Here is a 22,922-nt window from a genome sequence, read left to right as displayed (position 1 = left end):
TGCTCCTCAGGCCTGGATCAATTCGCGAACGTCGATGAAGCGACCGGTAACCGCCGCAGCGGCAGCCATGGCCGGGCTGACCAGGTGGGTACGGCCACCGGCGCCCTGGCGGCCTTCGAAGTTACGGTTGGAGGTCGACGCGCAATGCTCGCCGTTGCCGAGTTTGTCCGGGTTCATCGCCAGGCACATGGAGCAGCCTGGTTCACGCCATTCGAAGCCGGCCTCGATGAAGATCTTGTCCAGCCCTTCGCTTTCCGCCTGGGCCTTGACCAGACCGGAGCCCGGAACCACCAGCGCCTGCTTGATGGTGCTGGCGACCTTGCGACCCTTGGCCACTTCAGCAGCGGCACGCAGGTCTTCGATGCGCGAGTTGGTGCACGAACCGATGAACACGCGATCGAGCTGGATATCGGTGATCGGCTGGTTGGCAGCGAGGCCCATGTACTTGAGGGCGCGGGTGATCGAATCCTTTTTCACCGGGTCGTTTTCACGGGCCGGATCCGGGACGTTCTGATCGACGGCCAGCACCATCTCGGGCGAAGTACCCCAGCTGACCTGCGGCTTGATGTCTTCGGCACGCAGCTCGACCACGGTGTCGAAATGCGCGTCAGCATCGGACACCAGATCATGCCATACGGCGACCGCCTGCTCCCAGTGCTCGCCTTTCGGCGAAAACGGACGGCCCTTGACGTAGTCCAGAGTCTTTTCATCCACCGCGACCAGACCAACGCGGGCACCGGCTTCGATCGACATGTTGCAGATGGTCATGCGGCCTTCGAGGGACAGCTCGCGGATCGCGCTGCCGGCGAACTCCAGCGCATGGCCGTTACCGCCAGCGGTGCCGATCTTGCCGATCACCGCGAGTACGATGTCCTTGGCGGTGACGCCGAACGGCAGCTTGCCTTCGACCCGCACCTGCATGTTCTTCATTTTCTTGGCGACCAGGCACTGGGTGGCGAGCACGTGCTCGACCTCGGATGTACCAATGCCATGGGCCAGCGCGCCGAATGCGCCATGGGTAGAGGTGTGCGAGTCGCCGCAGACCACGGTCATGCCCGGCAAGGTGGCGCCCTGCTCCGGGCCGACGACGTGAACGATGCCCTGACGCACGTCGTTCATCTTGAATTCAAGAATGCCGAAGTCGTCGCAGTTCTCATCCAGCGTCCTGACCTGAATACGCGAGACTTCATCGGCGATGGCGTCCAGGCCACCGAGACGCTCGACGCGAGTGGTCGGCACGTTGTGGTCGGGGGTGGCGATGTTGGCATCGATGCGCCAGGGTTTGCGCTGGGCCAGACGCAGACCTTCGAAGGCCTGGGGCGACGTCACTTCGTGAAGAATGTGGCGGTCGATGTAGATCAGCGACGAACCGTCGTCGCGTCGCTTCACTTCGTGCATTTCCCACAACTTGTCGTAGAGCGTCTTGCCTGCCATCAGCCTGTCCTCATCGGTCTTTCTATGCCAGGGCAATAGCCCTTTGGCTTATGGGGTAATCCTACGACCCGGCGTCAAATTACTCAAATTCATATTTTTCATCCAAAGCATTCCCTGACAGAATGCGGCGATCCTCGATTCAGCCTCGGAACCCCAATGGATCTCGCCACCCTCAACGCGTTCATCGCCATCGCCGAACTTGGCAGCTTTTCCGAGGCTGCAGTGCGCCTGCACCTTACCCAGCCCGCAGTAAGCAAGCGCATCGCCAGCCTGGAACAGCAATTACGCGTGCGCCTGTTCGACCGCCTGGGCCGCGAAGTGAGCCTGACCGAGGCCGGCCGCGCCTTGTTGCCACGCGCCTACCAGATTCTAAACGTGCTGGAAGACACCCGCCGAGCGCTGACCAACCTCAACGGCGAGATAACTGGCCGCCTGACACTCGCCACCAGCCACCATATCGGCCTGCACCGCTTGCCGCCGCTGCTGCGCGCCTTCACCCGCGCTCATCCGCAGGTAGCCTTGGACATCCAGTTTCTCGATTCGGAAGTCGCCTACGACGAGGTGTTCCATGGTCGCGCCGAGCTGGCGGTCATCACTCTTGCGCCGGATACTCGCGAGCCGGTACGCGCCGTGGCGGTATGGGACGACCCCCTGGACTTCGTTACCGCCCCGGAGCACCCACTGGCGCAAAGCAGCGGCGTGACGCTGGCCGATGTCGCCCTGCACCCGGCGGTGTTTCCCGGTGGCAATACCTTCACCCACCACATTGTGCAGCGCCTGTTCGAGGCCGAAGATCTGACCCCCAATATCGCCATGAGCACCAACTACCTGGAAACCATCAAGATGATGGTGTCCATCGGCCTGGCCTGGAGTGTACTGCCGCGCACCATGCTCGATGAACAGGTCGCGCGCTTGCCTTTGCCGGGCATTCAGCTGTCGCGCCAGCTGGGCTATATCGTGCATACGGAGCGCACGCTGTCCAACGCTGCCAGGGCCTTTATGCAGTTACTCGACAGCCATCGTGACAGCCTTGCTTTCGCGCCCGAGCAAAGGCTAACGTGATGCCTAGGCAGGCCATCTACAGACCGCACCAAGGTGCGCGTTACACAGAGGTTCTGCCATCCTTTTTGTAGAGGAAGGGTTATGGGCAACTCCAATGACAAACGCCCGCCATTGCCCTACGTCCCGGCACTCGACCCAGCCGAGTTCGAGAAGACCTGGCACGACTCCCAGCACCTGCTGGCCGCCCTCAATGGCGCCGGCCTCGGTGCCTGGTTCTGGAACGTCGACACTGGCGAAGTGAACTGGTCACGCGGGGCGCAAAAGCTGTTCGGTATCGACCCCAACAGCCCGCTGAGCGCGCCCGTCGATTACATGGCACTGATCCCCGAAGAAGAACGCACGGAAGTGATGCGCATGTTCCAGGCCGTGCTCGACGGCTCGCCCACCGCCGAGCCGATCCGCCACCGCATCCACTGGCCGGACGGCAGCCTGCGTTGGCTGGAAATCACCGGCAGCCTGCAGGCCGGCGAGGCCGGGCAGCACAAGATGTTCGGGGTGATCCGCGACATCAGCCGCCAGCGCGTTCAGGAGCAGGCCCTGGCCGATAGCCAGGAGCGCCTGCGCATGGCCCTCGAGTCGGCGGATCTTGGCACCTGGGACTGGCACATCTCTAGCAATACCATGTTCGCCTCGGCACGGGCGGCGACCTTGCACGGCCTGCCGGCCCAACCTTTCCATGGGCCCTTCCTGGATTTTTTCGCCCACGTCCCCCTGCTTGAGCGTCAGACCATGCGCCAGGCCTACAGGGACTTGCTGCCGAACAGCGGGCAGGATTATCAGGTGACCTATCGCACCGTAGACCCGTACGGACAGACACATTATCTGGAGAGCACCGCCAAGCTGCATTGGAACGCACAGGGCCAGCCCGTGCGCATGACCGGGATCCTTATCGATACCAGCGAACGCACCTTACGCGAACAACGCCTGCAAGCCTCCGAACGCAAATTCGCCACGGTATTCCAGGCCAGCCCGGATCCCATCTGCGTAACGACACTGCCTGAAGGCCGCATTCTGGAGATCAACCCGGCGTTCGCCCAGACATTCGGCTGGCAATCGGCGGAAATTACCGGGCGCAACATATTCAAGCTCAAGCCTTGGCAAGCCCTGCCCGCTTCATCAGGCCTGCGACAGAAAATCCTCAACGGCACGGATCTCACCGACGAGCGCATCGACCTGATCGATCCACAGGGTCGCATCATGACCTGCGTGGTGTCGTGCCGGCGCCTAGAGCTCAGCGGGCAGCCCTGCGTACTGAGCAAATTTCGTGACATCACCGAGCAGCAGCGTGCCGAGGCGGCACTCAAGGCCAGTCAGGAGAAGTTCTCCAAGGCCTTTCACTCCAGCCCGGATGCCATCACCATCACGACCCGCGACAGTGGGCGCTATATCGAGATAAATGACGGTTTCACCCGCCTGACCGGCTACAGCGCAGAGGAAGTGATTGGCCAGACGTCCGCACAAGTGAACATCTGGGCGGATTCCGATCAACGCCAACGCATGCTTGATGCGCTGCGCAGCGAAGGCCATATCCAGCGCATGGAAATGCGTGCCCGGGATCGCGACGGCAACTGTGTGGAAGTGGAAGTATCGGTCGAGCAGATCGAACTGGACGGGCAGCCCTGCCTGCTGGTCACAGCCCGCGACATCGGCGAACTCAAGGCTGCCCAAGCGCAGATCCAGCACCTGGCCTACCACGACTCGTTGACCAACCTGCCCAATCGTGCCCTGCTGATGGATCGCCTGACCCAGCAGATCGCCCTGCTACAACGCCATGGGCTACGCGGCGCACTGCTATTTCTCGACCTCGATCACTTCAAGCACATCAACGATTCGCTCGGCCATCCGGTCGGTGATGCGGTACTCAAGCTGATCACCGCACGCCTGGAGGTCAGCGTGCGCGAGGAAGATACCGTGGCGCGCCTCGGCGGTGATGAGTTCGTGGTGCTGCTGACGGGCATCGACGGCACGCTCAGCCAGGTTATCAGTCATGCCCGTAGCGCCGCCGACAAACTGCGCACATTGCTGAGCGAACCGATGCTGGTCGACGGCCACCGCCTGCAGGTCACGCCAAGCATAGGCATCGCACTGATCCCGGACCATGGGCAAACTCCAGCAGACCTACTCAAGCGCGCAGACATCGCCCTGTATCGCGCCAAGGACTCCGGCCGCAATGCCATCCAGCTGTTCCACAGCACCATGCAGCACGCCGCCAGCGAGCGCTTGCGCCTCGAGAACGAGCTGCGCATGGCCCTGGCCCGCGGTGAATTCGAGCTCTATTTCCAACCCCAGGTGGACGCGCGAAAGGATCAGATCATTGGCGCCGAAGCGCTGCTGCGCTGGGCGCATCCGACGCTTGGGGAGCAATCACCGGCACTGTTCATACATGTGCTGGAAGAAAGCGGGTTGATTCTCGAGGTCGGCGCCTGGGTAATGCTCGAGGCCTGCCACGTCTGCGCCCAGTTGCTGGAAGAGCAGATCATCGACGAGAACTTCAGCCTCTGCGTCAACATCAGCACCCGGCAGTTCCGCCAGAACGACTTCGTCGAACGGGTCGAGCATTGCCTGCGCAAGAACAGATTGCCGCTGGGCATGCTCAAGCTGGAGATCACCGAGGGTATCGTCATCCAGGATATCGATGACACCATCGCCAAAATGAACCGCCTGCGCAACCTGGGTGTGAGTTTCGCCATGGACGACTTCGGAACCGGCTACTCGTCGCTCACCTACCTAAAACGCTTGCCGGTGGACGTGTTGAAAATCGACCAGTCGTTCGTACGCGATGCCACCAGCAACCCCAGCGATGCGGAAATCATTCGCGCCGTCCTGGCGCTTGGCCTGAGCCTGGGCCTGGGGGTCATCGCCGAAGGCGTGGAGCAACAAAGCCAGCTGGACTTCCTACAGAGCCAGGGTTGCCACTGCTACCAGGGTTACCTGTTCAGCCGGCCCCTGCCCTTGGCCGAGTTCCGCGCCCTGCTGGCTCACAGCATGCAGCGCCCACTCCTCGACTGAATGAGAAAAGGCGCCAAATAGGCGCCTTTTCTTTCATTGCCGAATTGGCAGATCAGCTCTCCAGCACCGGGCGCGCAGCGCCAATGGGGATACGCTTGGCCTTGGCCTCTTCCGGAACCAGACGCTCCAGTTCGATATTGAGCAGGCCGTTGATCAGATTGGCGCCCTTGACTTCGATATGGTCGGCCAATCGGAACGACAGCTTGAAGGAACGCTGGGCGATGCCCTGATACAGGTAGGTAACATTGTCGCCATTGCCCGCGCGCTTGCCTCCGGTCACGGTCAGCACACCGCGCTCGACCTGCAGATCCAGGTCTTCATCCTGGAAACCGGCCGCAGCGATGACGATACGATACTGATCATCGGCATGCTTTTCGACGTTGTAGGGCGGGTAGCTGCTGCCCGTCTCGTTGCGCATCGCCGACTCGAACAGGTCGTTGAAGCGGTCGAAGCCAATGGACTGACGGAAGAGTGGGGTCATGGAAAATGCGTTGCTCATGTGAATCTCCTGATTTTTCAGCGAGTGATAAGGTGCGAGACCCGACTTCGGCATCCCGCAGTACTGAAAATGTGGATGGCCGGAAAAATTTCAAGGGCTGAAAAACGGAGTTTTCGATGAGCAAGGTGATCCTGATTACCGGCGCCAGCCGAGGCATTGGCGCGGCCACCGCTCGGTTGGCCGCGCAGCACGGCTATACGGTGGCGATCAACTATCGCCAACAGGCCAGCGCGGCCGAGGCGCTGGCCGCTGAAATTGCCAGTGCTGGCGGCAGAGCCCTAGCGCTACAGGCAGACGTGGCGGATGAAGCGCAGGTGAAACGACTCTTCGCCGAGATCGATGAGCGCCTGGGGCGTCTCGACGTGCTGGTCAACAATGCCGGCATCCTGGAGCAGCAGATGCGCCTGGAAGCGATGAGCCTGGAACGCTGGCAACGGGTCTTCGCCACCAACGTGTTCGGCAGTTTTCTGTGCAACCGCGAGGCGGTGAAGCGCATGTCCACGCGCCAGGGCGGTCGCGGCGGCGCCATCGTCAATGTTTCATCGATCGCCGCCCGCCTGGGCGCGCCGGAGGAATACGTCGATTACGCGGCCGCCAAAGGTGCCGTCGACAGCATGACGATTGGCCTGGCCAAGGAGCTTGCCGCCGATGGCATCCGTGTCAACGCGGTACGTCCCGGCGTGATCGACACCGAGATCCACGCCAGTGGCGGCGAGCCGGAACGTGTCGCCCGCGTTGCCAGGAGCATTCCCCTGGCGCGCGGCGGGCTTGCAGAAGAAGTGGCCGAGGCCATCCTGTGGCTGGCCAGTGAACAGGCCTCCTATACCACCGGCTCTCTGCTCGACGTCAGCGGCGGCCGTTGAACAGCCTGACTAAATCGCCTGGCGCTCCGGCTCGCGCGGCGCAAAGGCGACGCCGAGCAGCGCATCGATGTGCTCGCAGCTGGTTTCACGACGCAACTGGGCGAACAGCTCCACGGCTTGCGGATAGCTGCGCGTGAGCATGGCCAGCCACTGCTTCAGCCGCCCCGGCGCGTAGCGTGGCGACATCTTGCGCCGCGCTTGCAGCCAGAAGTCGGCCAACAGCGGCTGCAACTCCTCCCAGGTCATCACCCCAGCGTCCTGCCCTGCTCGAGCGGCAGCGATCTGCCGCGCTAGGTCGGGCCGCGCCACCACACCGCGACCAAGCATGATGTCTTCGACGCCGCTCACCTCGCGGCAGCGCCGCCAGTCTTCCAGCGACCAGATATCACCGTTGGCATAAACCGGAACCGCTACCGCCTCCTGGACGCGCGCCACCCACTCCCAGTGGGCCGGAGGCTTATAACCCTCGACCTTGGTACGCGCATGCACGACGATCTGCGACGCGCCGCCTTCGGCGAGGGCCTGGGCGCAATCGATGGCCAAGTCCTTGTGATCGAAACCCAGGCGCATCTTGGCCGTAACGGGAATGGCGGCCGGCACGCAGCGTCGCACCTCACGGAGGATCGCATGCAGCAACTCCGGCTCCTTGAGCAGCACCGCCCCGCCACGAGACTTGTTCACGGTCTTGGCCGGGCAGCCGAAGTTGAGGTCGATAACCGGCGCGCCCAGGGTGCACGCGTAGGCGGCGTTGTCGCCAAGGCACTGCGGATCAGAACCAAGCAACTGCACGCGCAACGGAGTGCCTGCAGCTGTCTTGGCACCCTTGAAAAGCTCTGGTGCCAACTGGCGATAGGTGGACGTCGGCAGCACGCGATCATTAACCCGGATGAATTCGGTCACGCACCAGTCGATACCCCCGACCTGAGTCAGCACATCACGAAGGATTTCATCGACCAGTCCTTCCATGGGCGCCAGGGCGATCTGCATAGGGGTTCTCTCGAAAAATGGCGGGGCTGAGCACAATGATGGCCCACAAAAACGGCGCGTAGTGTAACGGTGCCCGACCGGGCAAGACAGCTACCGGCAAGATGAACGTACGCCAGCCATACGCAGTCCATTGCTGTACCGATGCATTGCCTGGAGCCACCATGAGCCGACTTCTGCTGACTGGCAGCCTGCTTTCACTGATACTGGCCGCACCCGTCACCTTTGCAGCAACGCCCATTTCCGTGGGCGTACCGATCGACCCGGCAGCCAGCGCCAAGCTCATCATCAGCCGCGACCGCAACGCCCCCAATGCCTGCGACTTGCAACTGCGCGTGGACGAGCAACTACTGGTGCCGATACCGGCAGGCGAAAGCGTGACACTGGATGTACCCAGCGGCGAGCGCAGCGTGGTGCTCACGCCTTCGCGGGAAGGCTTCTGCGCAGAAATCGATCTGGTTAGCAGCCAGTCGATCCTGCTGCAGCCTGGCGAAGTGCGCCGTTACCAGGCGATCTATGAAGAACAGAAACTGTTTCTGGCACCCCAGCAGTAGTACCTAGAACGGCAGCAACGCTTTGCCGTAGCCTTCGATGAACTCGGCCGGCATGCGTTTTGGCCTGCCAGTGGACAGTTCGATACAGACGAAAGTGGTTTTTGCACGGAGCAACGTAACGCCGTCCTGCGGGCGAACCAGTTGGAAGCAGCGATCCATCTTCAAGCGTTGATCAGACTCTACGATCCAGGTGCCGATCAACAACTCCTGACCTTCGTAGGCGCTGCTCAGGTAATCGATCTCGTGACGCACCACCGCCATGGCGCGATCGAGGCGTCGGTACTCGACCAGATCCAGCCCGAGCGATTGCGAGTGGCGCCAGGCGCAACGCTCCAGCCAGGTTACGTAGACGGCATTGTTGGCATGCCCAAGGCCGTCGATGTCCTCACTACCGACCAGCAGTTCAAGGGTGAAGGGATTGGGGCGATCCCACTTCACGAACAACGCACCTTGTTGCAGGCCCGTTCGCACGCCAGTCGTTCCACGGCATCCATTGTCAGTTTCATGCAACGCTCCTCTATCGATCAGCCCCTGTTCAGATCCAGACATTAGGGGCTTTGCTTGCCACCACGCAAGCCGCATCGAGTGTCACGCCTCTGATCGCCACGGTTTTTCGAACGCACAAAAACAAAAGGGCCACTTCGTGAGAAGTGACCCTTAAAAATCCCGCAGAGCGGGCAAAATGGCGTCCCCTAGGGGACTCGAACCCCTGTTACCGCCGTGAAAGGGCGGTGTCCTAGGCCACTAGACGAAGGGGACGAAACCTTCGAAGAACAAGGCCAGCACTAGGCTGGCCTGTCGTGGATTGGTGGAGCTAGACGGGATCGAACCGTCGACCTCTTGCATGCCATGCAAGCGCTCTCCCAGCTGAGCTATAGCCCCAGAACCTTTCGGTCTGGCTGCAATGCCGTGGCACTGCAGCTGGAAATAATGGCGTCCCCTAGGGGACTCGAACCCCTGTTACCGCCGTGAAAGGGCGGTGTCCTAGGCCACTAGACGAAGGGGACGCAAAGCCCTTCTTTACAACCAACCTGTTCCTGAGAACCGATTGTGGCTACCGAGATTGGTGGAGCTAGACGGGATCGAACCGTCGACCTCTTGCATGCCATGCAAGCGCTCTCCCAGCTGAGCTATAGCCCCATCTCGAGGACGGGGCGCATGTTAAGTGCGCCCCTGCACCCTGTCAACAAAATTCTAGCCGGTGGTGCGTTTTTTTTCGCTGACATAACAAACACTTACCGAACAACCCAAGCGCTTCCAAGACAGAGGCGACCGGCGGCCAGGCATTAGGCGATGCTTGCCAGGAGTTTTTCCCATTCTTTGTTCTCTTTCTTCGACACACCACCGAGTAGCTCGATGGCCTGACGCAGACGGAAACGAGTGAGATCCGGGCCAAGAATTTCCATGGCATCAAGCACCGACACCGAGCTGGCCTGCCCGGTCACGGCCGCGAACATCAGCGGCATGGCATCGCGCAGTTTCAGTTCCAGGTGCTCAACCACCGCCTGGATGCAACCGGTGATGCGCTCCTTCTCCCACTGACGCAGGGCTTCGAGCTTCCACAGGATCAGTTGCATGAGCTGGCGCACCTGGTCGTCAGAGAGCTTCTTGTGAGCGAACAGCGCCTTGTCCGGCTGCACGCCGCCGGCGAAGAAGAAGCCCGCCAGCGGGGCGATCTGGCTGAAGGTTTCTACCCTGCCCTGCACGTGTGGGGCGATCTGCATCAGGTAGTCGCTGTTGAAGGCCCACTTCTGCGCGCCAGCGGCAAACTCTTCGACGCTCAGCTCACGCATCCACTGGCCATTGAGCCAGGACAGCTTCTCCAGATCGAAGATCGGCCCACCCAGGGAAACACGCTGCACGTCGAAGTTCGCAATCATCTCGTCTAGGGTGAATTTTTCGCGCTCGTCGGGCATCGACCAGCCCATACGCCCCAGGTAGTTGAGCATCGCCTGCGGCAGGAAGCCCATGCGCTCGTAGAAGGTGATCGAGGTCGGGTTCTTGCGCTTGGAGAGCTTGCTCTTGTCCGGATTGCGCAGCAGCGGCATATAGCAGAGCTGCGGTTTTTCCCAGCCAAAATACTCGTACAGCAGGATCAGCTTGGGCGCCGACGGCAGCCACTCTTCACCGCGCAGCACGTGAGTAATTTTCATCAGGTGGTCGTCGACCACGTTGGCGAGGAAGTAGGTCGGCAGGCCATCGGTCTTCATCAACACCTGCATGTCCATGCGATCCCACGGGATCTCTACGTCGCCACGCAGCATGTCCGGCACCACGCAGATGCCTTCGCTCGGCACCTTCATGCGGATCACATGGGGCTCACCGGCCGCCAGGCGACGCTGCACCTCGTCTTGGGACAGCAGCAGGCCACGGCCGTCGTAGCGCGGCGTCTCGCCACGGGCGGTCTGCTCGGCACGCATCTGGTCGAGTTCTTCCGGGGTGCAGAAGCAGTAGAAGGCATGACCTTTCTCGACCAGCTCCAACGCGTACTTGCGGTAGATCTCACCGCGCTCGCTCTGCCGATATGGGCCATAAGGGCCGCCAACGTCCGGGCCTTCGTTCCATTCGATGCCCAACCAGCGCAGGGCGTCATAGATCTGCTGCTCCGACTCGCGGGTCGAACGCACCTGATCGGTATCCTCGATGCGCAGGATGAACTCGCCACCGTGCTGCTTGGCAAAGCACAGATTGAACAGGGCGATGTAGGCGGTGCCAACATGGGGATCGCCAGTAGGCGACGGTGCGATACGAGTACGGACGGTGGTCATGGAAAATCCCGATACAAAGGGGCGAAAACCACCATCAGGCAGAACCAGAGAGGCTTTCGCGGAAAGTGCGAATAGTAGCAGGGCCAACAGGGTCGGCTCCAGCAAACGCCACGGTCAGACCGTAGTCTCGATACGGCTAAACCTGCGCCGTCTTACTGCTCGGGCAACACGCGCTGCAGATACCGGCTTAACGCCAACACTGCTTCCTCGGCACTGGCACTACAGCCCGCCCAGGAACAAGCGAGCATCAGGTTGCGCGGCAAGCCGAAATCCTCGATCAAGAAACCCTGCGCATCGCGCCCCTGATCGTTGCCTGGCAGCCAGTCACGCATGGCGCCCTGCGGCTGGAAATAGGCCCAGACCGGTTTGTCTAGCGCCACCGCGGCGCCAATTTCGAAGGCGGTGCCCGAGTCAGGTTCGAAGCCCCTGAACAGGTTCAGGTTGGCCAGTACGGCGTCCGCCTCACGGATCATCGCCAGGTTCAGCCGACAGATCTGCATCGCGCAGTCAGCGGGCAAAAGGCCGGCAGCCACTTCGTTATCGAACGGATAGAGGCCTTGCAGCCCTTGCTCGCTACACAGTCTTTTCAGGTACTCGCCGCGCTCGACGGCGTCGGTTCTGAATACATCGAATCCGGCCAGATAGATCCGCGGCGCGCGACTCGCGCTCATAACGCCAACAACCGTTCACGCATCTTCTGGATTTCGTCGCGCATTTGCGCGGCGGCCTCGAACTCCAGATCACGTGCCAGTTGATACATCTTCTCTTCCAGCTGACGAATACGCTTGGTGATTTCCGAGGGCGAACGCAGCTCGGCTTCGTAACGGGCGCTCTCCTCGGCAGCCTTGGCCATGCCCTTGCGCTTTTTGCTGCGGGCACCGGGCACTACCGCACCTTCGAGAATGTCCTTAACGTCCTTGAATACCCCCTTGGGCACGATGCCATTGGCTTCGTTGAAGGCAATCTGCTTATCCCGGCGACGCTCGGTCTCGCCGATGGCGCGCTCCATGGAGCCGGTCATACGATCCGCATAGAGGATGGCGCGACCATTGAGGTTACGGGCGGCACGACCGATGGTCTGTATCAACGAACGCTCGGAGCGCAGGAAACCCTCCTTATCCGCATCGAGGATCGCCACCAGCGACACCTCGGGCATATCCAGCCCCTCGCGCAGCAGGTTGATGCCCACCAGCACGTCAAAAGTACCAATGCGCAGATCACGAATGATCTCGACGCGCTCCACCGTGTCGATATCCGAGTGCAGGTAGCGCACCCGAACCCCGTGATCACCCAGGTAGTCGGTCAGATCCTCGGCCATGCGCTTGGTCAATGTGGTCACCAGTACGCGCTCTTCCAGGGCAACACGCTTGCCGATTTCGGACAACAGATCATCGACCTGGGTGCGTGCCGGACGCACCTCAATCTGCGGATCGACCAGCCCCGTGGGTCGCACCACTTGCTCGATCACCCGACCGGCATGGTCGGCCTCGTACGGTCCGGGAGTCGCCGACACGAAAATAGTCTGCGGGCTGGCCGCCTCCCATTCCTCGAAACGCATCGGCCGGTTATCCAGCGCGGAAGGCAGGCGGAAGCCGTACTCGACCAAGGTTTCCTTACGCGAGCGGTCGCCTTTGTACATGGCGCCGACCTGCGGCACGCTGACGTGGGATTCGTCGATCACCAGCAAGGCTTCGGCAGGCAAATAGTCATAGAGCGTCGGCGGTGGCGCACCGGAATCGCGACCCGAGAGATAACGCGAGTAGTTTTCGATGCCGTTGCAGTAACCCAGCTCGAGGATCATCTCCAGATCGAAGCGGGTGCGCTGTTCGAGGCGCTGGGCTTCGACCAGCTTGTTCGCCCCGCGCAGGTAGTCCAGGCGCTCCTTGAGCTCGACCTTGATCTTCTCCATCGCCTCGAGCAGCGTGTCGCGGGGCGTCACGTAGTGGCTCTTGGGGTAGAAGGTGAAACGCGGCAGACGGCTGATCACCTCGCCGGTCAGCGGGTCGAAGGCGCTGATGTTTTCCACCTCATCATCGAACAGCTCGATGCGGATCGCTTCGAGGTCGGATTCGGCCGGAAAGACGTCAATCACATCGCCACGCACCCGGAAGGTCGCACGGGCGAAATCCATGTCGTTGCGCGTGTACTGCAGCTCAGCCAAGCGGCGCAGCAGCGCACGCTGATCCATCTTGTCGCCGCGATCGAGGTGCAGCACCATTTTCAGGTACTCCTCGGGGCTGCCCAGGCCGTAGATCGAGGAAACAGTGCAGACCACGATGACGTCCTTGCGCTCGATCAGCGCCTTGGTCGCCGACAGGCGCATCTGCTCGATGTGATCGTTGATCGACGCATCCTTCTCGATGAAGGTGTCCGACGACGGCACATAAGCCTCGGGCTGATAGTAGTCGTAGTAGGAGACGAAGTACTCCACCGCGTTGTTCGGGAAGAACGACTTGAATTCGCCATACAGCTGCGCCGCCAGGGTCTTGTTCGGCGCCAGCACCAGCGTCGGTCGTTGTACCTTGGCGATGACGTTGGCAATGCTGAAGGTCTTGCCGGAGCCCGTCACGCCGAGCAGCGTCTGGTGCGACAGGCCTGCCTCCAGGCCCTCGATCATCTGCCGAATCGCCTCGGGCTGATCGCCGGCTGGCTGGAAACGGGTGACCAATTGGAACTCGGACATAAATACCTCAAAAGGCTGTGACGCCGCGAAAGAGCTGGCGTCATACCTGGTGTACGCTGTCGCGACACAGAATATGGGCCGCTATACTAACGGCCCGCTTGCGCAACCCCTAGTCTCAGTTGCCGGGGTTGCTAAGAACGTGTTCACGATCTAGCGAGCTAGAGCCATGCAAGGCAAAAACAGGCGAGGAAGCGGAGTTTACTGGTGTAAATGAGCATTCCGAGCCTGTTTTTAACGCCGCAGGGCCGACGCACAGCAGATCATGAACAGGTTCTAAGAACGTAAATCCGTTTCTAAACCCACCCTCACTACAGAGCTGCCGCCCTCATGAGTCTGTTCTCCGCCGTCGAAATGGCTCCGCGCGATCCTATCCTGGGCCTCAACGAAGCATTCAACGCCGATACACGCACTGACAAGGTCAACCTTGGCGTGGGTGTCTACACCAACGAAGAAGGTCGCATTCCCCTGCTGCGTGCCGTGATCGAAGCGGAAACCGCCTTGACCGCCGCCCACGCGCCCCGTGGCTACCTGCCGATCGAAGGCATCGCTGCCTACGACAAGGCCGTGCAGAAGCTGCTGCTGGGCAACGACTCGCCGCTGATCCAGCAAGGCCGCGTGATCACCACCCAGGCCATCGGCGGCACCGGCGCTCTGAAAACCGGCGCTGATTTTCTCAAGCGCCTGCTGCCTGAAGCGACCGTCGCCATCAGCGACCCGAGCTGGGAAAACCACCGCGCGCTGTTCGAAACCGCCGGCTTCCCGGTGCGCAACTACCGCTACTACGACGCCTTCAGCAATGGCGTCAACCGTGGCGGCCTGCTCGAAGACCTGAAGAACCTGCCGGCCCGCTCCATCGTCGTCCTGCACGCCTGCTGCCACAACCCTACCGGGGTCGACCTGACGCCTGAAGACTGGCAAGCCGTGCTGGAAATCGTGCGCGAGCGCGAACATGTGCCCTTCCTCGATATCGCCTACCAGGGTTTCGGCGACGGTATTGAAGAAGACGCCGCCGCGGTGCGTTTGTTCGCCCAATCTGGCCTGACCTTCTTCGTCTCCAGCTCGTTCTCCAAATCCTTCTCGCTATATGGCGAGCGTGTCGGCGCGCTGACCATCGTCACCGGCCACCAGGAAGAGACCGGCCGCGTGCTGTCGCAGGTCAAACGCGTGATTCGTACCAACTACTCCAACCCGCCGACCCATGGCGCCAGCGTAGTCGCTGCGGTACTCAACAGCCCTGAGCTGCGCGTGATGTGGGAAACCGAACTAGGCGAAATGCGCGACCGCATTCGCACCATGCGCCTGGCTATGGTCGAGCAACTGGCTGCCCTGAACGCCAAGCGTGACTTCGGCTTCGTCGCCGAACAGCGCGGCATGTTCTCCTACTCCGGGCTGACCACCGAGCAGGTCGAACGCCTGCGCAGTGAGTTCGGCATCTACGCCGTGGGTACCGGCCGCATTTGCGTGGCCGCACTGAACACTCGCAACCTGCCAGTCGTCACCAAGGCCATCGCCGAAGTGCTTTGAGTGGATGGAGGGGAAGCCGGCAGATGCTTGACTTCCCCTTCGTAATCAGTAGGATACGCGTCGCTGTTCCGCGATAGCTCAGTTGGTAGAGCAAATGACTGTTAATCATTGGGTCCCTGGTTCGAGTCCAGGTCGTGGAGCCAAATTCAAGAAACCCGGTCGATAGGCCGGGTTTTTTATTGCCTACCGAACTCTCACTGCGCCCCAAACCGCAAATAACGGATTACGATTCGCTAGGCTACCCGCCTCGATCCATCCGAGCGGATGCTCAACTGGCGTAAAGATAAGCCTCGACATCCATCCCGGCATCGCGCATCTGCGCCAGCTTGTAGCGCAAGGTACGAGGGCTGATGCCCAGCCTCTCGGCTGCCTCCTTGCGACGGCCTCGCTCGGCGCGCAAGGTGTCGATGATCACCTGGTACTCGCGGCGCCGCAGATCTTCTCCCAGCGCACCGTCCATCATTGCGGGTTCCGATAGCGGCACTGCAGCCATAGCAGACACCACAGCCAGTGGCTGCGCTGCTTGAGCCATAGGGGCAAAGCCAATCGGCGCAGTCAGACAAAGGTCATGAGGCTCGATAACCCCACTCTGCTGGAGGATGACCGCACGCTGGATGGCATTGTCCAGCTCACGCACGTTGCCCGGCCATGCATGGCTCGTCAGACAGGCGACCGCTTGAGCGGAAAGGCGCAGCGGCGCGAGGTTCATCTTGCGTACGTATTTGTTCAGCAGACGCTCGGCCAGTGGCAGGATATCTGCCGGGCGTTCACGCAGCGGGCGCCAGGCTAGCGGGAAGACAGATAACCGATAGAATAGATCCTCACGGAAGCGCCCTGCCGCAACCTCCACCGCCAAATCACGGTTGCTGGTCGCCAGCACTCGAATATCCAGGCTGATCGGTTTACGCGCCCCGACCCGTTCGACCTCACGCTCCTGCAGCACACGCAATAGCTTGGCTTGCAGAGCGAGGGGCATTTCGGAAATCTCGTCGAGCAGAATGGTGCCGCCTTCGGCCATCTCGAACTTGCCTGGCGCGCTGGCTACAGCGCCGGTGAATGCGCCTTTCTCATGCCCGAATAGCGTGGCCTCTAGCATGTTGTCCGGAATCGCCGCGCAGTTGATGGCAACGAACGGCCCAGCGGATCGCGGGGACTGCTGATGGAGGTAACGTGCCAGCACCTCTTTGCCGGTACCCGACTCGCCGGTGATCAGCACAGTGGAATCGCTGCGAGCCACCCGCGCAGCCAACTCCAATAACTGCAGGCTGGCCGGTTCTCGAGCAACTGGCCCGTCCTGCTCCAGCCCGCCAGCAAGGCCCAGGGCATGCCGTGCGACCAGCGCCAGCAGCACCTTGGGCTCGAATGGTTTGAGCAAATAATCGGCGGCGCCGCGACGCATCGCTTCGACCGCACGCTCCACGGCGCCAAAAGCAGTCATTAACAACACCGGCAATTGTGGCTGCCGCTGGCGAATCACCAACAGCAGTTGATGGCCATCCATACCCGGCATGTTCACATCACTGATCACCAGTCCGAATGGCTCCTCAGCGATGGCAATCAGCGCGGCTTCAGCACAGTCGACCGCACGATAGCCATGACCGCCCAACTCCAAGGTATCCGCCAGGGCTTCGCGCAGCGCACGGTCATCTTCAACTAACAGGATTTTGGCAGCCATGGATCATTCCTGAATCAAGAGTGGTGGTGCGCTGATCAGCGGCAGAGTCAATCGGGCGCAGGTACCACGTCCCGGTCGCGAACGCAGCTGTAGCTCTCCCTGGTGAGCACGGGCAACCGCCTTGACCACCGCCAACCCAAGGCCGGTTCCGGTAGTTTTGGTCGTGAAGAAGGGTTCTCCCAAGCGTGCCAAAGTCGCGGCATCAATGCCTGGACCGTTGTCGCTGATGGACAAGCGCAAGGCATCACCACGAACATAGGCATGAACCTTCAGACGCCCTCCCCGACCGGCTGCCTGAATGGCATTCTCGACCAAGTTAAGTAGCGTACCGACCAGAGTGTCGCGGTTACACAGCAGCTCGCCATCACGAGCATCACACTGCCAACGCACCTCTACCCCCTGCACCAAAGACTCTCCAGAGCGCCTGAATGCATCGAAGAGCTGGCTGGGGGAAAGTCGATCCGACAGCGGCAGGTCGCCACGGGCAAACACCAGCATGTCGCGCACTTGGTGCTCCAACTCATGCAACCGCTCTTTCAACCGGCCGGCAAAGCGTTGCTGCTGCTCTACCGGTAATACCTGCTCAGTCAGGTGACTGGCATACAGGAGCGCAGCGGATAGCGGAGTGCGCACCTGATGCGCCAAGGAGGCGACCATGCGCCCCAAGGCACTCAAGCGTTCATGACGGGAGAGCTGATCCTGCAGACGACGGGTTTCCGTCAGGTCGGTAAGAAGCACCAATTGCCCTGGCTCACCTTGCAGCGAACGCGTGGAAATCGATAGCCGACGGCCGTCCGTCAGCGAAATCTCGTGACCGTCGTCCTGGCGCGGCGCAAAGCGCTGCGCAATTACTTCGCGCCACAACCGGCCAAGCAGCGGCTCACCAAGCATATCGCGAGCAACCGGATTGGCCTCACGCACGACACCCTGCCCATCGATCACCACCACGCCACCCGGCAGCAGATCCAACAGACTCTGCAGGCGGTGAGCAAGACGCTCCTTCTCATTCAGCTCCTGCACGCGCTGCTCACTGACTTGGGCCAGTTGGCCGGTCAGTTCATTGACGCGGTTTTCCAGGAGATCGTAAGAGCTACCGAGCCGGCTCGACATCTGCTCGAACAACGCCAGCGACTGCTCAAGATCCACGCGCTCCGCCTGTGCGGGCGCCATGGAGTCTATCTGGGCATGTAGATGCGGGCTTGGTTTCATTGCACTCTCTCGCGTGGCGAGCCGTCATAGGACAGTCATTTGCCAAGGAGAAAGCAATACTCATGCCTGAAAATAAAAGCCTTTATTTTCAGAAAGATAGGGATTTTTTAAGGTCAGTAGCGTCAATTGAATGACTGACGAGCTGTACAGTCTTGCAATGCGGAGAACGTTGTCGGTGGGCTGCAGCAGATCGCCGCACCCACCCTCTCAAGTCGGCCAGAGGCTTACTCGTCCCCTGCCTCGTCCTCGCGCCGGCTCATACCGTACTTGCGCATCTTCTCGACCAGGGTGGTGCGACGAATACGCAGCCGCTCGGCAGCACGCGCCACGATCCCGCCTGCGTCATCCAGCGCCTGCTGGATAAGCCCCTGCTCCAGGTTGCCAAGATAGTCCTTCAGATCCAGACCTTCGGCCGGCAACATGGCCGGCGAGCCCATACCCGACGAAGCGGATGTCAGCACTGCGCGCTCATCAAGCTCCTCGCGCAAGCTAGCGGCCAATTGCTCGTCCTCATCGTCCACATGACGAAATTTCTTTGGCAGTTCGCCCGCGCCGATCACCCCATAGGGATGCATGATCGCCATGCGTTCGACCAGGTTCGCCAACTCACGGACGTTACCAGCCCAGTCATGCCGACAGAGCGACATGATCGCAGCCGAGTTGAAGCGAATGGAGCCACGCTTCTCGTGCTCCATCCGTGAGATGAGCTCGTTCATCAACAACGGAATATCTTCGATACGCTCGCGCAGCGGTGCCATCTCGATGGGGAACACGTTGAGGCGGTAATACAGATCCTCGCGGAAGCTGCCACCCTCGATCATGTTCTCAAGATTCTTGTGTGTGGCCGCGATGATTCGCACATCGGCGTTCTGGGTCTTGTTGCTGCCTACCCGCTCGAACGTACGCTCCTGCAGCACGCGCAGCAGCTTGACCTGCATAGGTAGCGGCATATCGCCGATTTCATCAAGAAACAGCGTACCGCCATTGGCCAGTTCGAAGCGCCCTGCACGCGTAGTGATCGCGCCGGTAAACGCACCCTTCTCATGCCCGAACAGTTCACTTTCCAGCAATTCCGCAGGGATCGCACCGCAGTTCACAGGTACGAAGGGCGCTTCACGGCGCTTGGAGTGGTAATGCAAGTTGCGAGCGACCACTTCCTTGCCCGTACCAGACTCGCCGAGGATCAACACACTGGCTTCAGTATCAGCAACCTGCTGCATCATCTGCCGCACGTGCTGGATGGCTCGGCTGGTACCCACCAAGCTGCGAAACAGGTTTGGCTCACGCTGCCGGCCGCGCTCGCGGGCTTGGTCGTACATTTCGCGGTACACCTGGGCACGGTGCAGGGAATCGAGAAGCTTGTTATAGCTGGGCGGCATCTCCAGCGTCGCGAGCACACGGCGACGAAACTCTTCTGGCCAATCACCGATGGCATGCTCGTCAATCATCAGCACGGGCAAAAACTCGTCCCAGGCAGCCAACTCCTTGAGCAGATCCAACGCCCCGCCCTTGAGCCGAACCTCGCCGAGCAGCACGCTAAGAACACCTCTGCTGGACTCGACTTGATCCACTACGCCACGCCAGTCACTGCTGCCGAAAGCCAGATGATCTTCACCCAGGAAATTAAGAATCACCGACAAATCACGGCGCCGCTCGAGGTTGTCGTCAATTAGCAGAAGTTTAGTTTCACGCCACATAGTTGGTCTGGCCCAGAAAGAAAAAGCCAACTAACGCCTTTTAGCGCCAGCATTTGGCCAGCAGTAAAGTCAATTATTGGCGCTTAGTCAATTTAATGACGTGTTTTTTTATCAAGCAGGGATCAAGCGAGGAATATCGAAGCATGTCCAAGAGAGCCTATGGACAGGAGGGTAACATCTTAAGGCGATTAGCGGACAAGGCGGAGCCCCGCCTTAGCCCATTACTTGATAGGGCATCTCAGCCAAAAAGCTGATAAACCTTGGCACCTTGCTGCGACTGATTCAACTGAATCAGCTCACCAGCCAGTCGCTGACGCTCGTTCTGGCAAGCGCTCACCAGATCCTTGTACAGATCCAATAGCTCCTGCATACGGGCACGTAAAGCGCCGTCATCATTCGCCGCGTCGACCATAGCGTCTTCGACAGCCTGGCGGCACTGCAGATCTAGCTCGCCGATGGCTGCCCAATCCTGAGTGGACAACGCCTGACGCATCGCGGTACCGGTGTTCTGCAAGCGCTGAACAGATGTATTCATGGGGATGCTCCTTTCACGCATGCCTGTCACTGGGCGATTGCGTCCCAACCGGTTTTCACATTACGCAGCAGACCGGCAACTTCATCAAGCGGCTCGACGCTATTCTTCAGGTTAGCCTCAAGCAGACGACGGGTCATGTAGTCGTACAGGTTATCCAGATTCTCGGCCAGTTCGCCACCCTGCTCCAGGTTCAAGCCGGCACGCAGACCACCGATGATGCCGATGGCCTTGCCTATCAGTTCGCCTTTCATTGCGAACTGCTCACGCTCCATTGCACCACGCGCCTGAGCCAAACGAGTCAAACCACCCTCCATCAACATCTGAATCAGACGATGCGGGCTAGCATCGACAGCCTGAGCCTGAGTGTTGACGTTTTGATACTGACGCATAGCGGCCATGGCGTTCATGCTGAATGTACTCCAGTGTACAGCGGGAATACTCAATGTATCGGCATGAGGGGCGTGAGCTTTAGCGGGGATTAATCATTATTACCGTCGAAATAATCGAGCGCGCATATTGCAGTCGACCACTTGGGCATAGATGCGGGCACACCCTTAGACAAGGCGTGATGGCTCGTCCTATAGCGGTCAGCTCGCCGTCGGCTCAACTTCTGGGCCAATTGCTTTCCAGGCATCACGAATCTGCGACAGCAAAGCCTGTACCTCCTCGAGCCGACGCGGGGTGTCATCCAGCGCCACACCCACCAGACGGCGATTGATATAGTCGTAGAGGTTATCCAGGTTCTGGGCCAGCTCGCCACCCAGTTCCTTGTCCAAGCTGGACTGCAATACCGCGATGATGGAAATGGTGGCGCTTACCGCCTCGCCACGCAAGCCAGGATTGGCCTGCTGCTGCGCCAACTGGGCAAGAGAGACACGCTCGATTGCACCATCCAGCAACAACTGCACTGCTTGGTAGGGAGTGACCTGCTGGCTGGTCTTGACGCTCTTGTAGGTATCGATAGGCGTATTCATTTATCTACTCTTCTTCACGACACCAGGGAGGTTGGAAAGGGCGCTCTCTAATTGACTACTGGTACCATTTAGCTGGCCCACCAGCGAGTCCATCGCATAGAACTGGGAGAGCAGACGCTGCTGCATCTTGTCGACGCGCAGGTTCAGATCATCAGTCTGCTTCTTGATATCGCTGCGAGTAGACTCAAGCGCCTGCATCCGCTGTGAGAGAATGCCACCTGTCTGACTGTAACCCGCAACTTGCCCATCGAGACGCTTCATCAAACCGGTATCACCCAAGAAAAACGAACCAACAGCATCGAAGTCCCCCTTCATGGCTGTATCGAGCTTGGTGTCATCAATTTTCAAGGTGCCGTTTTTCTGAGTGGTAATCCCCAAGTCCGCCAAGACCTTGAACGCACCGGTACCGGTTGGATTGACCAGCTCGTTGCGCACACCACTGAGCAGGTTGCGAATCGTCGAGTCGCCGACAAGCCCGCCAACTAGAGGTGTCCCGTCTTCCCCCACCTTGGTAACCCGGGTCAAATCATTGGTCGTGGTGATCAGCTTGTTGTAGGCGTCCACGAACTTTTTGATGCCCGCCTTGACGCCCGCGCCGTCCTCACCGACCTTGAGCGTCAAGGGTTTGTCATCGGTCTTGCCGACCAGCTCAAAAGAGACATCAGCTATAGCGCCCTTGACCGAGTTGGTCGGGCTGCTCAAAGCCAGGCCGTCTACAGAGAACTGAGCATTGGTCGCTTGGACGATGTAGCCCGCGCCTTGAGTATCGGCGGGATCAAGCTGAGTCCGACCATCAACGCTAAGCGCGGCGAGCTCACCGCTTCCGGACACGATGACATCCTTGCCATTTCCCGTTTCGTTGCCGCTGAACACAAGTCGAGACTTGCCAGTGGCAGGGTCGTTGATGGTGCTGACGCTCACACCCTTGCCCTTGAGCGCAGTATTGAGCTGATCACGGACGCTATTCAGATCGGAGCCAGCAGCGATTGTTACATCGACCGCAGTCCCGCTCTCACCGATCTTGACACTCAAAGTCTGCTCGTCATCGCCACTCTTGAACGTGGCTCCCAGAGCCTGGGTCGCGACTTTGCTGGCCGTGGCCAAGCTTTTGACCTCAATCTCATAGGAACCAGGCGAAGCAGTCTTACCGGCGGTAGCCGTCAGGGCGCTGGTATTGGACGAGGTAGCAGTACGTTTCTCGAACAGGGTCGCGCTATTGAGATCTTTGAGCGCGGTCTGGAATTCGCCCAGCGCGCTGTTGAGCTGACCCAGTCCGGACAGCTTGGTGGTGGTCGAGCTCGAGAGGCGGGCGAGCTGTGCTTCCTTAGGCGCTTTTTCGGCATTTACCATGGCGGTTACTAGCTCGCCGATGGGTAGCCCCGAGTTGATGCCAGTCGTAATACCGCTAACAGCCATAATTCCCCCTCGTCACCATATTGGCGCTCGTCCATT

The 22,922-nt window shown here is 60.2% G+C and carries 19 protein-coding genes and 5 tRNA genes; 6 read left to right on the top strand and 18 right to left on the bottom strand.

What is annotated here, in order from left to right; genetic code table 11:
* Positions 1-6: 6 nt before the first annotated feature.
* Positions 7-1,434: a 3-isopropylmalate dehydratase large subunit gene (leuC, locus tag ACZ3GY_RS05380; protein WP_225830969.1), complete on the bottom strand. Its 1,428-nt coding sequence runs from the start codon at positions 1,432-1,434 to the stop codon at positions 7-9.
* 156 nt (positions 1,435-1,590) lie between these two features.
* On the opposite strand from leuC, the gene ACZ3GY_RS05375 reads away from it, so the two are divergent.
* Positions 1,591-2,496: a LysR family transcriptional regulator gene (locus ACZ3GY_RS05375; RefSeq protein WP_463564236.1), complete on the top strand. Its 906-nt coding sequence runs from the start codon at positions 1,591-1,593 to the stop codon at positions 2,494-2,496.
* An 81-nt stretch (positions 2,497-2,577) separates the two neighbouring features.
* A complete protein-coding gene (locus ACZ3GY_RS05370; protein WP_463564235.1) occupies positions 2,578-5,505 on the top strand; it encodes an EAL domain-containing protein in 2,928 nt (975 codons plus the stop codon).
* Positions 5,506-5,557: 52 nt separating this feature from the next.
* On the opposite strand, the gene ACZ3GY_RS05365 is transcribed toward ACZ3GY_RS05370, so the two are convergent.
* Complete coding sequence (locus ACZ3GY_RS05365) at positions 5,558-6,004, bottom strand: Hsp20 family protein (RefSeq protein ID WP_463564234.1); 447 nt, start codon at positions 6,002-6,004, stop codon at positions 5,558-5,560.
* 116 nt (positions 6,005-6,120) lie between these two features.
* Here ACZ3GY_RS05365 and ACZ3GY_RS05360 point away from each other — a divergent pair, with 116 nt between their 5' ends.
* A complete protein-coding gene (locus tag ACZ3GY_RS05360; protein WP_465909191.1) occupies positions 6,121-6,867 on the top strand; it encodes an SDR family oxidoreductase in 747 nt (248 codons plus the stop codon).
* Positions 6,868-6,876: 9 nt separating this feature from the next.
* On the opposite strand, the gene ACZ3GY_RS05355 is transcribed toward ACZ3GY_RS05360, so the two are convergent.
* Positions 6,877-7,854, bottom strand: coding sequence for a tRNA dihydrouridine synthase (locus ACZ3GY_RS05355; RefSeq protein ID WP_465909190.1), 978 nt, complete (start codon positions 7,852-7,854; stop codon positions 6,877-6,879).
* A gap of 161 nt (positions 7,855-8,015) precedes the next feature.
* On the opposite strand from ACZ3GY_RS05355, the gene ACZ3GY_RS05350 reads away from it, so the two are divergent.
* Positions 8,016-8,405 (top strand): hypothetical protein, encoded by a 390-nt coding sequence (locus ACZ3GY_RS05350; RefSeq protein WP_465909189.1) that lies wholly within the window; start codon positions 8,016-8,018, stop codon positions 8,403-8,405.
* A gap of 3 nt (positions 8,406-8,408) precedes the next feature.
* On the opposite strand, the gene ACZ3GY_RS05345 is transcribed toward ACZ3GY_RS05350, so the two are convergent.
* The 8 genes from ACZ3GY_RS05345 to uvrB all read right to left on the bottom strand — a co-directional run bounded on the left by ACZ3GY_RS05345 (position 8,409) and on the right by uvrB (position 13,856).
* Positions 8,409-8,843, bottom strand: a complete 435-nt coding sequence (locus tag ACZ3GY_RS05345) for an acyl-CoA thioesterase (RefSeq protein WP_465909188.1) — start codon at positions 8,841-8,843, stop codon at positions 8,409-8,411.
* A gap of 245 nt (positions 8,844-9,088) precedes the next feature.
* A tRNA-Glu gene (locus tag ACZ3GY_RS05340) sits at positions 9,089-9,164 on the bottom strand.
* Between the two features lie 47 nt (positions 9,165-9,211).
* Positions 9,212-9,287: transfer RNA gene (locus ACZ3GY_RS05335), tRNA-Ala, on the bottom strand.
* A gap of 49 nt (positions 9,288-9,336) precedes the next feature.
* Positions 9,337-9,412: transfer RNA gene (locus tag ACZ3GY_RS05330), tRNA-Glu, on the bottom strand.
* A 57-nt stretch (positions 9,413-9,469) separates the two neighbouring features.
* Positions 9,470-9,545: transfer RNA gene (locus tag ACZ3GY_RS05325), tRNA-Ala, on the bottom strand.
* 146 nt (positions 9,546-9,691) lie between these two features.
* On the bottom strand, positions 9,692-11,173 hold the full coding sequence (gene gltX / locus ACZ3GY_RS05320) for a glutamate--tRNA ligase (RefSeq protein WP_465909187.1): 1,482 nt from the start codon (positions 11,171-11,173) through the stop codon (positions 9,692-9,694).
* Positions 11,174-11,325: 152 nt separating this feature from the next.
* Complete coding sequence (locus ACZ3GY_RS05315; RefSeq protein ID WP_465909186.1) at positions 11,326-11,844, bottom strand: nucleoside 2-deoxyribosyltransferase; 519 nt, start codon at positions 11,842-11,844, stop codon at positions 11,326-11,328.
* On the bottom strand, positions 11,841-13,856 hold the full coding sequence (gene uvrB / locus ACZ3GY_RS05310; protein ID WP_465909185.1) for an excinuclease ABC subunit UvrB: 2,016 nt from the start codon (positions 13,854-13,856) through the stop codon (positions 11,841-11,843). The genes ACZ3GY_RS05315 and uvrB overlap by 4 nt, the downstream gene beginning before the upstream one ends.
* A 327-nt stretch (positions 13,857-14,183) precedes the next feature.
* Between uvrB and ACZ3GY_RS05305 the strand changes: the two genes are divergently transcribed.
* Together ACZ3GY_RS05305 and ACZ3GY_RS05300 are read left to right on the top strand one after the other, a co-directional pair.
* Positions 14,184-15,380, top strand: a complete 1,197-nt coding sequence (locus ACZ3GY_RS05305; RefSeq protein ID WP_465909184.1) for an amino acid aminotransferase — start codon at positions 14,184-14,186, stop codon at positions 15,378-15,380.
* Between the two features lie 67 nt (positions 15,381-15,447).
* Positions 15,448-15,523: transfer RNA gene (locus tag ACZ3GY_RS05300), tRNA-Asn, on the top strand.
* Between the two features lie 125 nt (positions 15,524-15,648).
* Here the strand turns inward: ACZ3GY_RS05300 and ACZ3GY_RS05295 are convergent.
* The 7 genes from ACZ3GY_RS05295 to fliD form a co-directional block, all read right to left on the bottom strand.
* Positions 15,649-17,055: a sigma-54-dependent transcriptional regulator gene (locus ACZ3GY_RS05295; protein ID WP_465909183.1), complete on the bottom strand. Its 1,407-nt coding sequence runs from the start codon at positions 17,053-17,055 to the stop codon at positions 15,649-15,651.
* A gap of 3 nt (positions 17,056-17,058) precedes the next feature.
* On the bottom strand, positions 17,059-18,264 hold the full coding sequence (locus tag ACZ3GY_RS05290; protein ID WP_465909182.1) for a sensor histidine kinase: 1,206 nt from the start codon (positions 18,262-18,264) through the stop codon (positions 17,059-17,061).
* 224 nt (positions 18,265-18,488) lie between these two features.
* On the bottom strand, positions 18,489-19,961 hold the full coding sequence (locus tag ACZ3GY_RS05285) for a sigma-54 dependent transcriptional regulator (RefSeq protein WP_465909181.1): 1,473 nt from the start codon (positions 19,959-19,961) through the stop codon (positions 18,489-18,491).
* Positions 19,962-20,199: 238 nt separating this feature from the next.
* On the bottom strand, positions 20,200-20,496 hold the full coding sequence (locus ACZ3GY_RS05280) for a flagellar protein FliT (RefSeq protein WP_463564222.1): 297 nt from the start codon (positions 20,494-20,496) through the stop codon (positions 20,200-20,202).
* 26 nt (positions 20,497-20,522) lie between these two features.
* Positions 20,523-20,903: a flagellar export chaperone FliS gene (gene fliS, locus ACZ3GY_RS05275; RefSeq protein WP_042553087.1), complete on the bottom strand. Its 381-nt coding sequence runs from the start codon at positions 20,901-20,903 to the stop codon at positions 20,523-20,525.
* Positions 20,904-21,083: 180 nt separating this feature from the next.
* Positions 21,084-21,470, bottom strand: coding sequence for a flagellar export chaperone FliS (gene fliS / locus ACZ3GY_RS05270; protein ID WP_463564221.1), 387 nt, complete (start codon positions 21,468-21,470; stop codon positions 21,084-21,086).
* The gene (gene fliD, locus ACZ3GY_RS05265) at positions 21,471-22,886 is read right to left on the bottom strand and encodes a flagellar filament capping protein FliD (protein ID WP_465909180.1); all 1,416 of its coding nucleotides are present in this window, start codon (positions 22,884-22,886) and stop codon (positions 21,471-21,473) included. It abuts the gene before it with no gap.
* Between the last annotated feature and the right edge of the window lie 36 nt (positions 22,887-22,922).

Source organism: Pseudomonas sp. PME37.24/006 (assembly GCF_055556635.1).
This window is presented reverse-complemented; position numbering and strand designations above follow the sequence as displayed.

What these genes read in the sequence shown, in the direction of transcription:
- ACZ3GY_RS05365 (WP_463564234.1), bottom strand. Translation starts at nt 6,004, where the DNA reads ATGAGCAACGCATTTTCCATGACCCCACTCTTCCGTCAGTCCATTGGC.
- ACZ3GY_RS05280 (WP_463564222.1), bottom strand. Translation starts at nt 20,496, where the DNA reads ATGAATACATCTGTTCAGCGCTTGCAGAACACCGGTACCGCGATGCGT.
- leuC (WP_225830969.1), bottom strand. Translation starts at nt 1,434, where the DNA reads ATGGCAGGCAAGACGCTCTACGACAAGTTGTGGGAAATGCACGAAGTG.
- ACZ3GY_RS05285 (WP_465909181.1), bottom strand. Translation starts at nt 19,961, where the DNA reads ATGTGGCGTGAAACTAAACTTCTGCTAATTGACGACAACCTCGAGCGG.
- ACZ3GY_RS05360 (WP_465909191.1), top strand. Translation starts at nt 6,121, where the DNA reads ATGAGCAAGGTGATCCTGATTACCGGCGCCAGCCGAGGCATTGGCGCG.
- fliD (WP_465909180.1), bottom strand. Translation starts at nt 22,886, where the DNA reads ATGGCTGTTAGCGGTATTACGACTGGCATCAACTCGGGGCTACCCATC.
- uvrB (WP_465909185.1), bottom strand. Translation starts at nt 13,856, where the DNA reads ATGTCCGAGTTCCAATTGGTCACCCGTTTCCAGCCAGCCGGCGATCAG.
- ACZ3GY_RS05315 (WP_465909186.1), bottom strand. Translation starts at nt 11,844, where the DNA reads ATGAGCGCGAGTCGCGCGCCGCGGATCTATCTGGCCGGATTCGATGTA.
- fliS (WP_463564221.1), bottom strand. Translation starts at nt 21,470, where the DNA reads ATGAATACGCCTATCGATACCTACAAGAGCGTCAAGACCAGCCAGCAG.
- ACZ3GY_RS05370 (WP_463564235.1), top strand. Translation starts at nt 2,578, where the DNA reads ATGGGCAACTCCAATGACAAACGCCCGCCATTGCCCTACGTCCCGGCA.
- fliS (WP_042553087.1), bottom strand. Translation starts at nt 20,903, where the DNA reads ATGAACGCCATGGCCGCTATGCGTCAGTATCAAAACGTCAACACTCAG.
- gltX (WP_465909187.1), bottom strand. Translation starts at nt 11,173, where the DNA reads ATGACCACCGTCCGTACTCGTATCGCACCGTCGCCTACTGGCGATCCC.
- ACZ3GY_RS05375 (WP_463564236.1), top strand. Translation starts at nt 1,591, where the DNA reads ATGGATCTCGCCACCCTCAACGCGTTCATCGCCATCGCCGAACTTGGC.
- ACZ3GY_RS05350 (WP_465909189.1), top strand. Translation starts at nt 8,016, where the DNA reads ATGAGCCGACTTCTGCTGACTGGCAGCCTGCTTTCACTGATACTGGCC.
- ACZ3GY_RS05305 (WP_465909184.1), top strand. Translation starts at nt 14,184, where the DNA reads ATGAGTCTGTTCTCCGCCGTCGAAATGGCTCCGCGCGATCCTATCCTG.
- ACZ3GY_RS05355 (WP_465909190.1), bottom strand. Translation starts at nt 7,854, where the DNA reads ATGCAGATCGCCCTGGCGCCCATGGAAGGACTGGTCGATGAAATCCTT.
- ACZ3GY_RS05290 (WP_465909182.1), bottom strand. Translation starts at nt 18,264, where the DNA reads ATGAAACCAAGCCCGCATCTACATGCCCAGATAGACTCCATGGCGCCC.
- ACZ3GY_RS05295 (WP_465909183.1), bottom strand. Translation starts at nt 17,055, where the DNA reads ATGGCTGCCAAAATCCTGTTAGTTGAAGATGACCGTGCGCTGCGCGAA.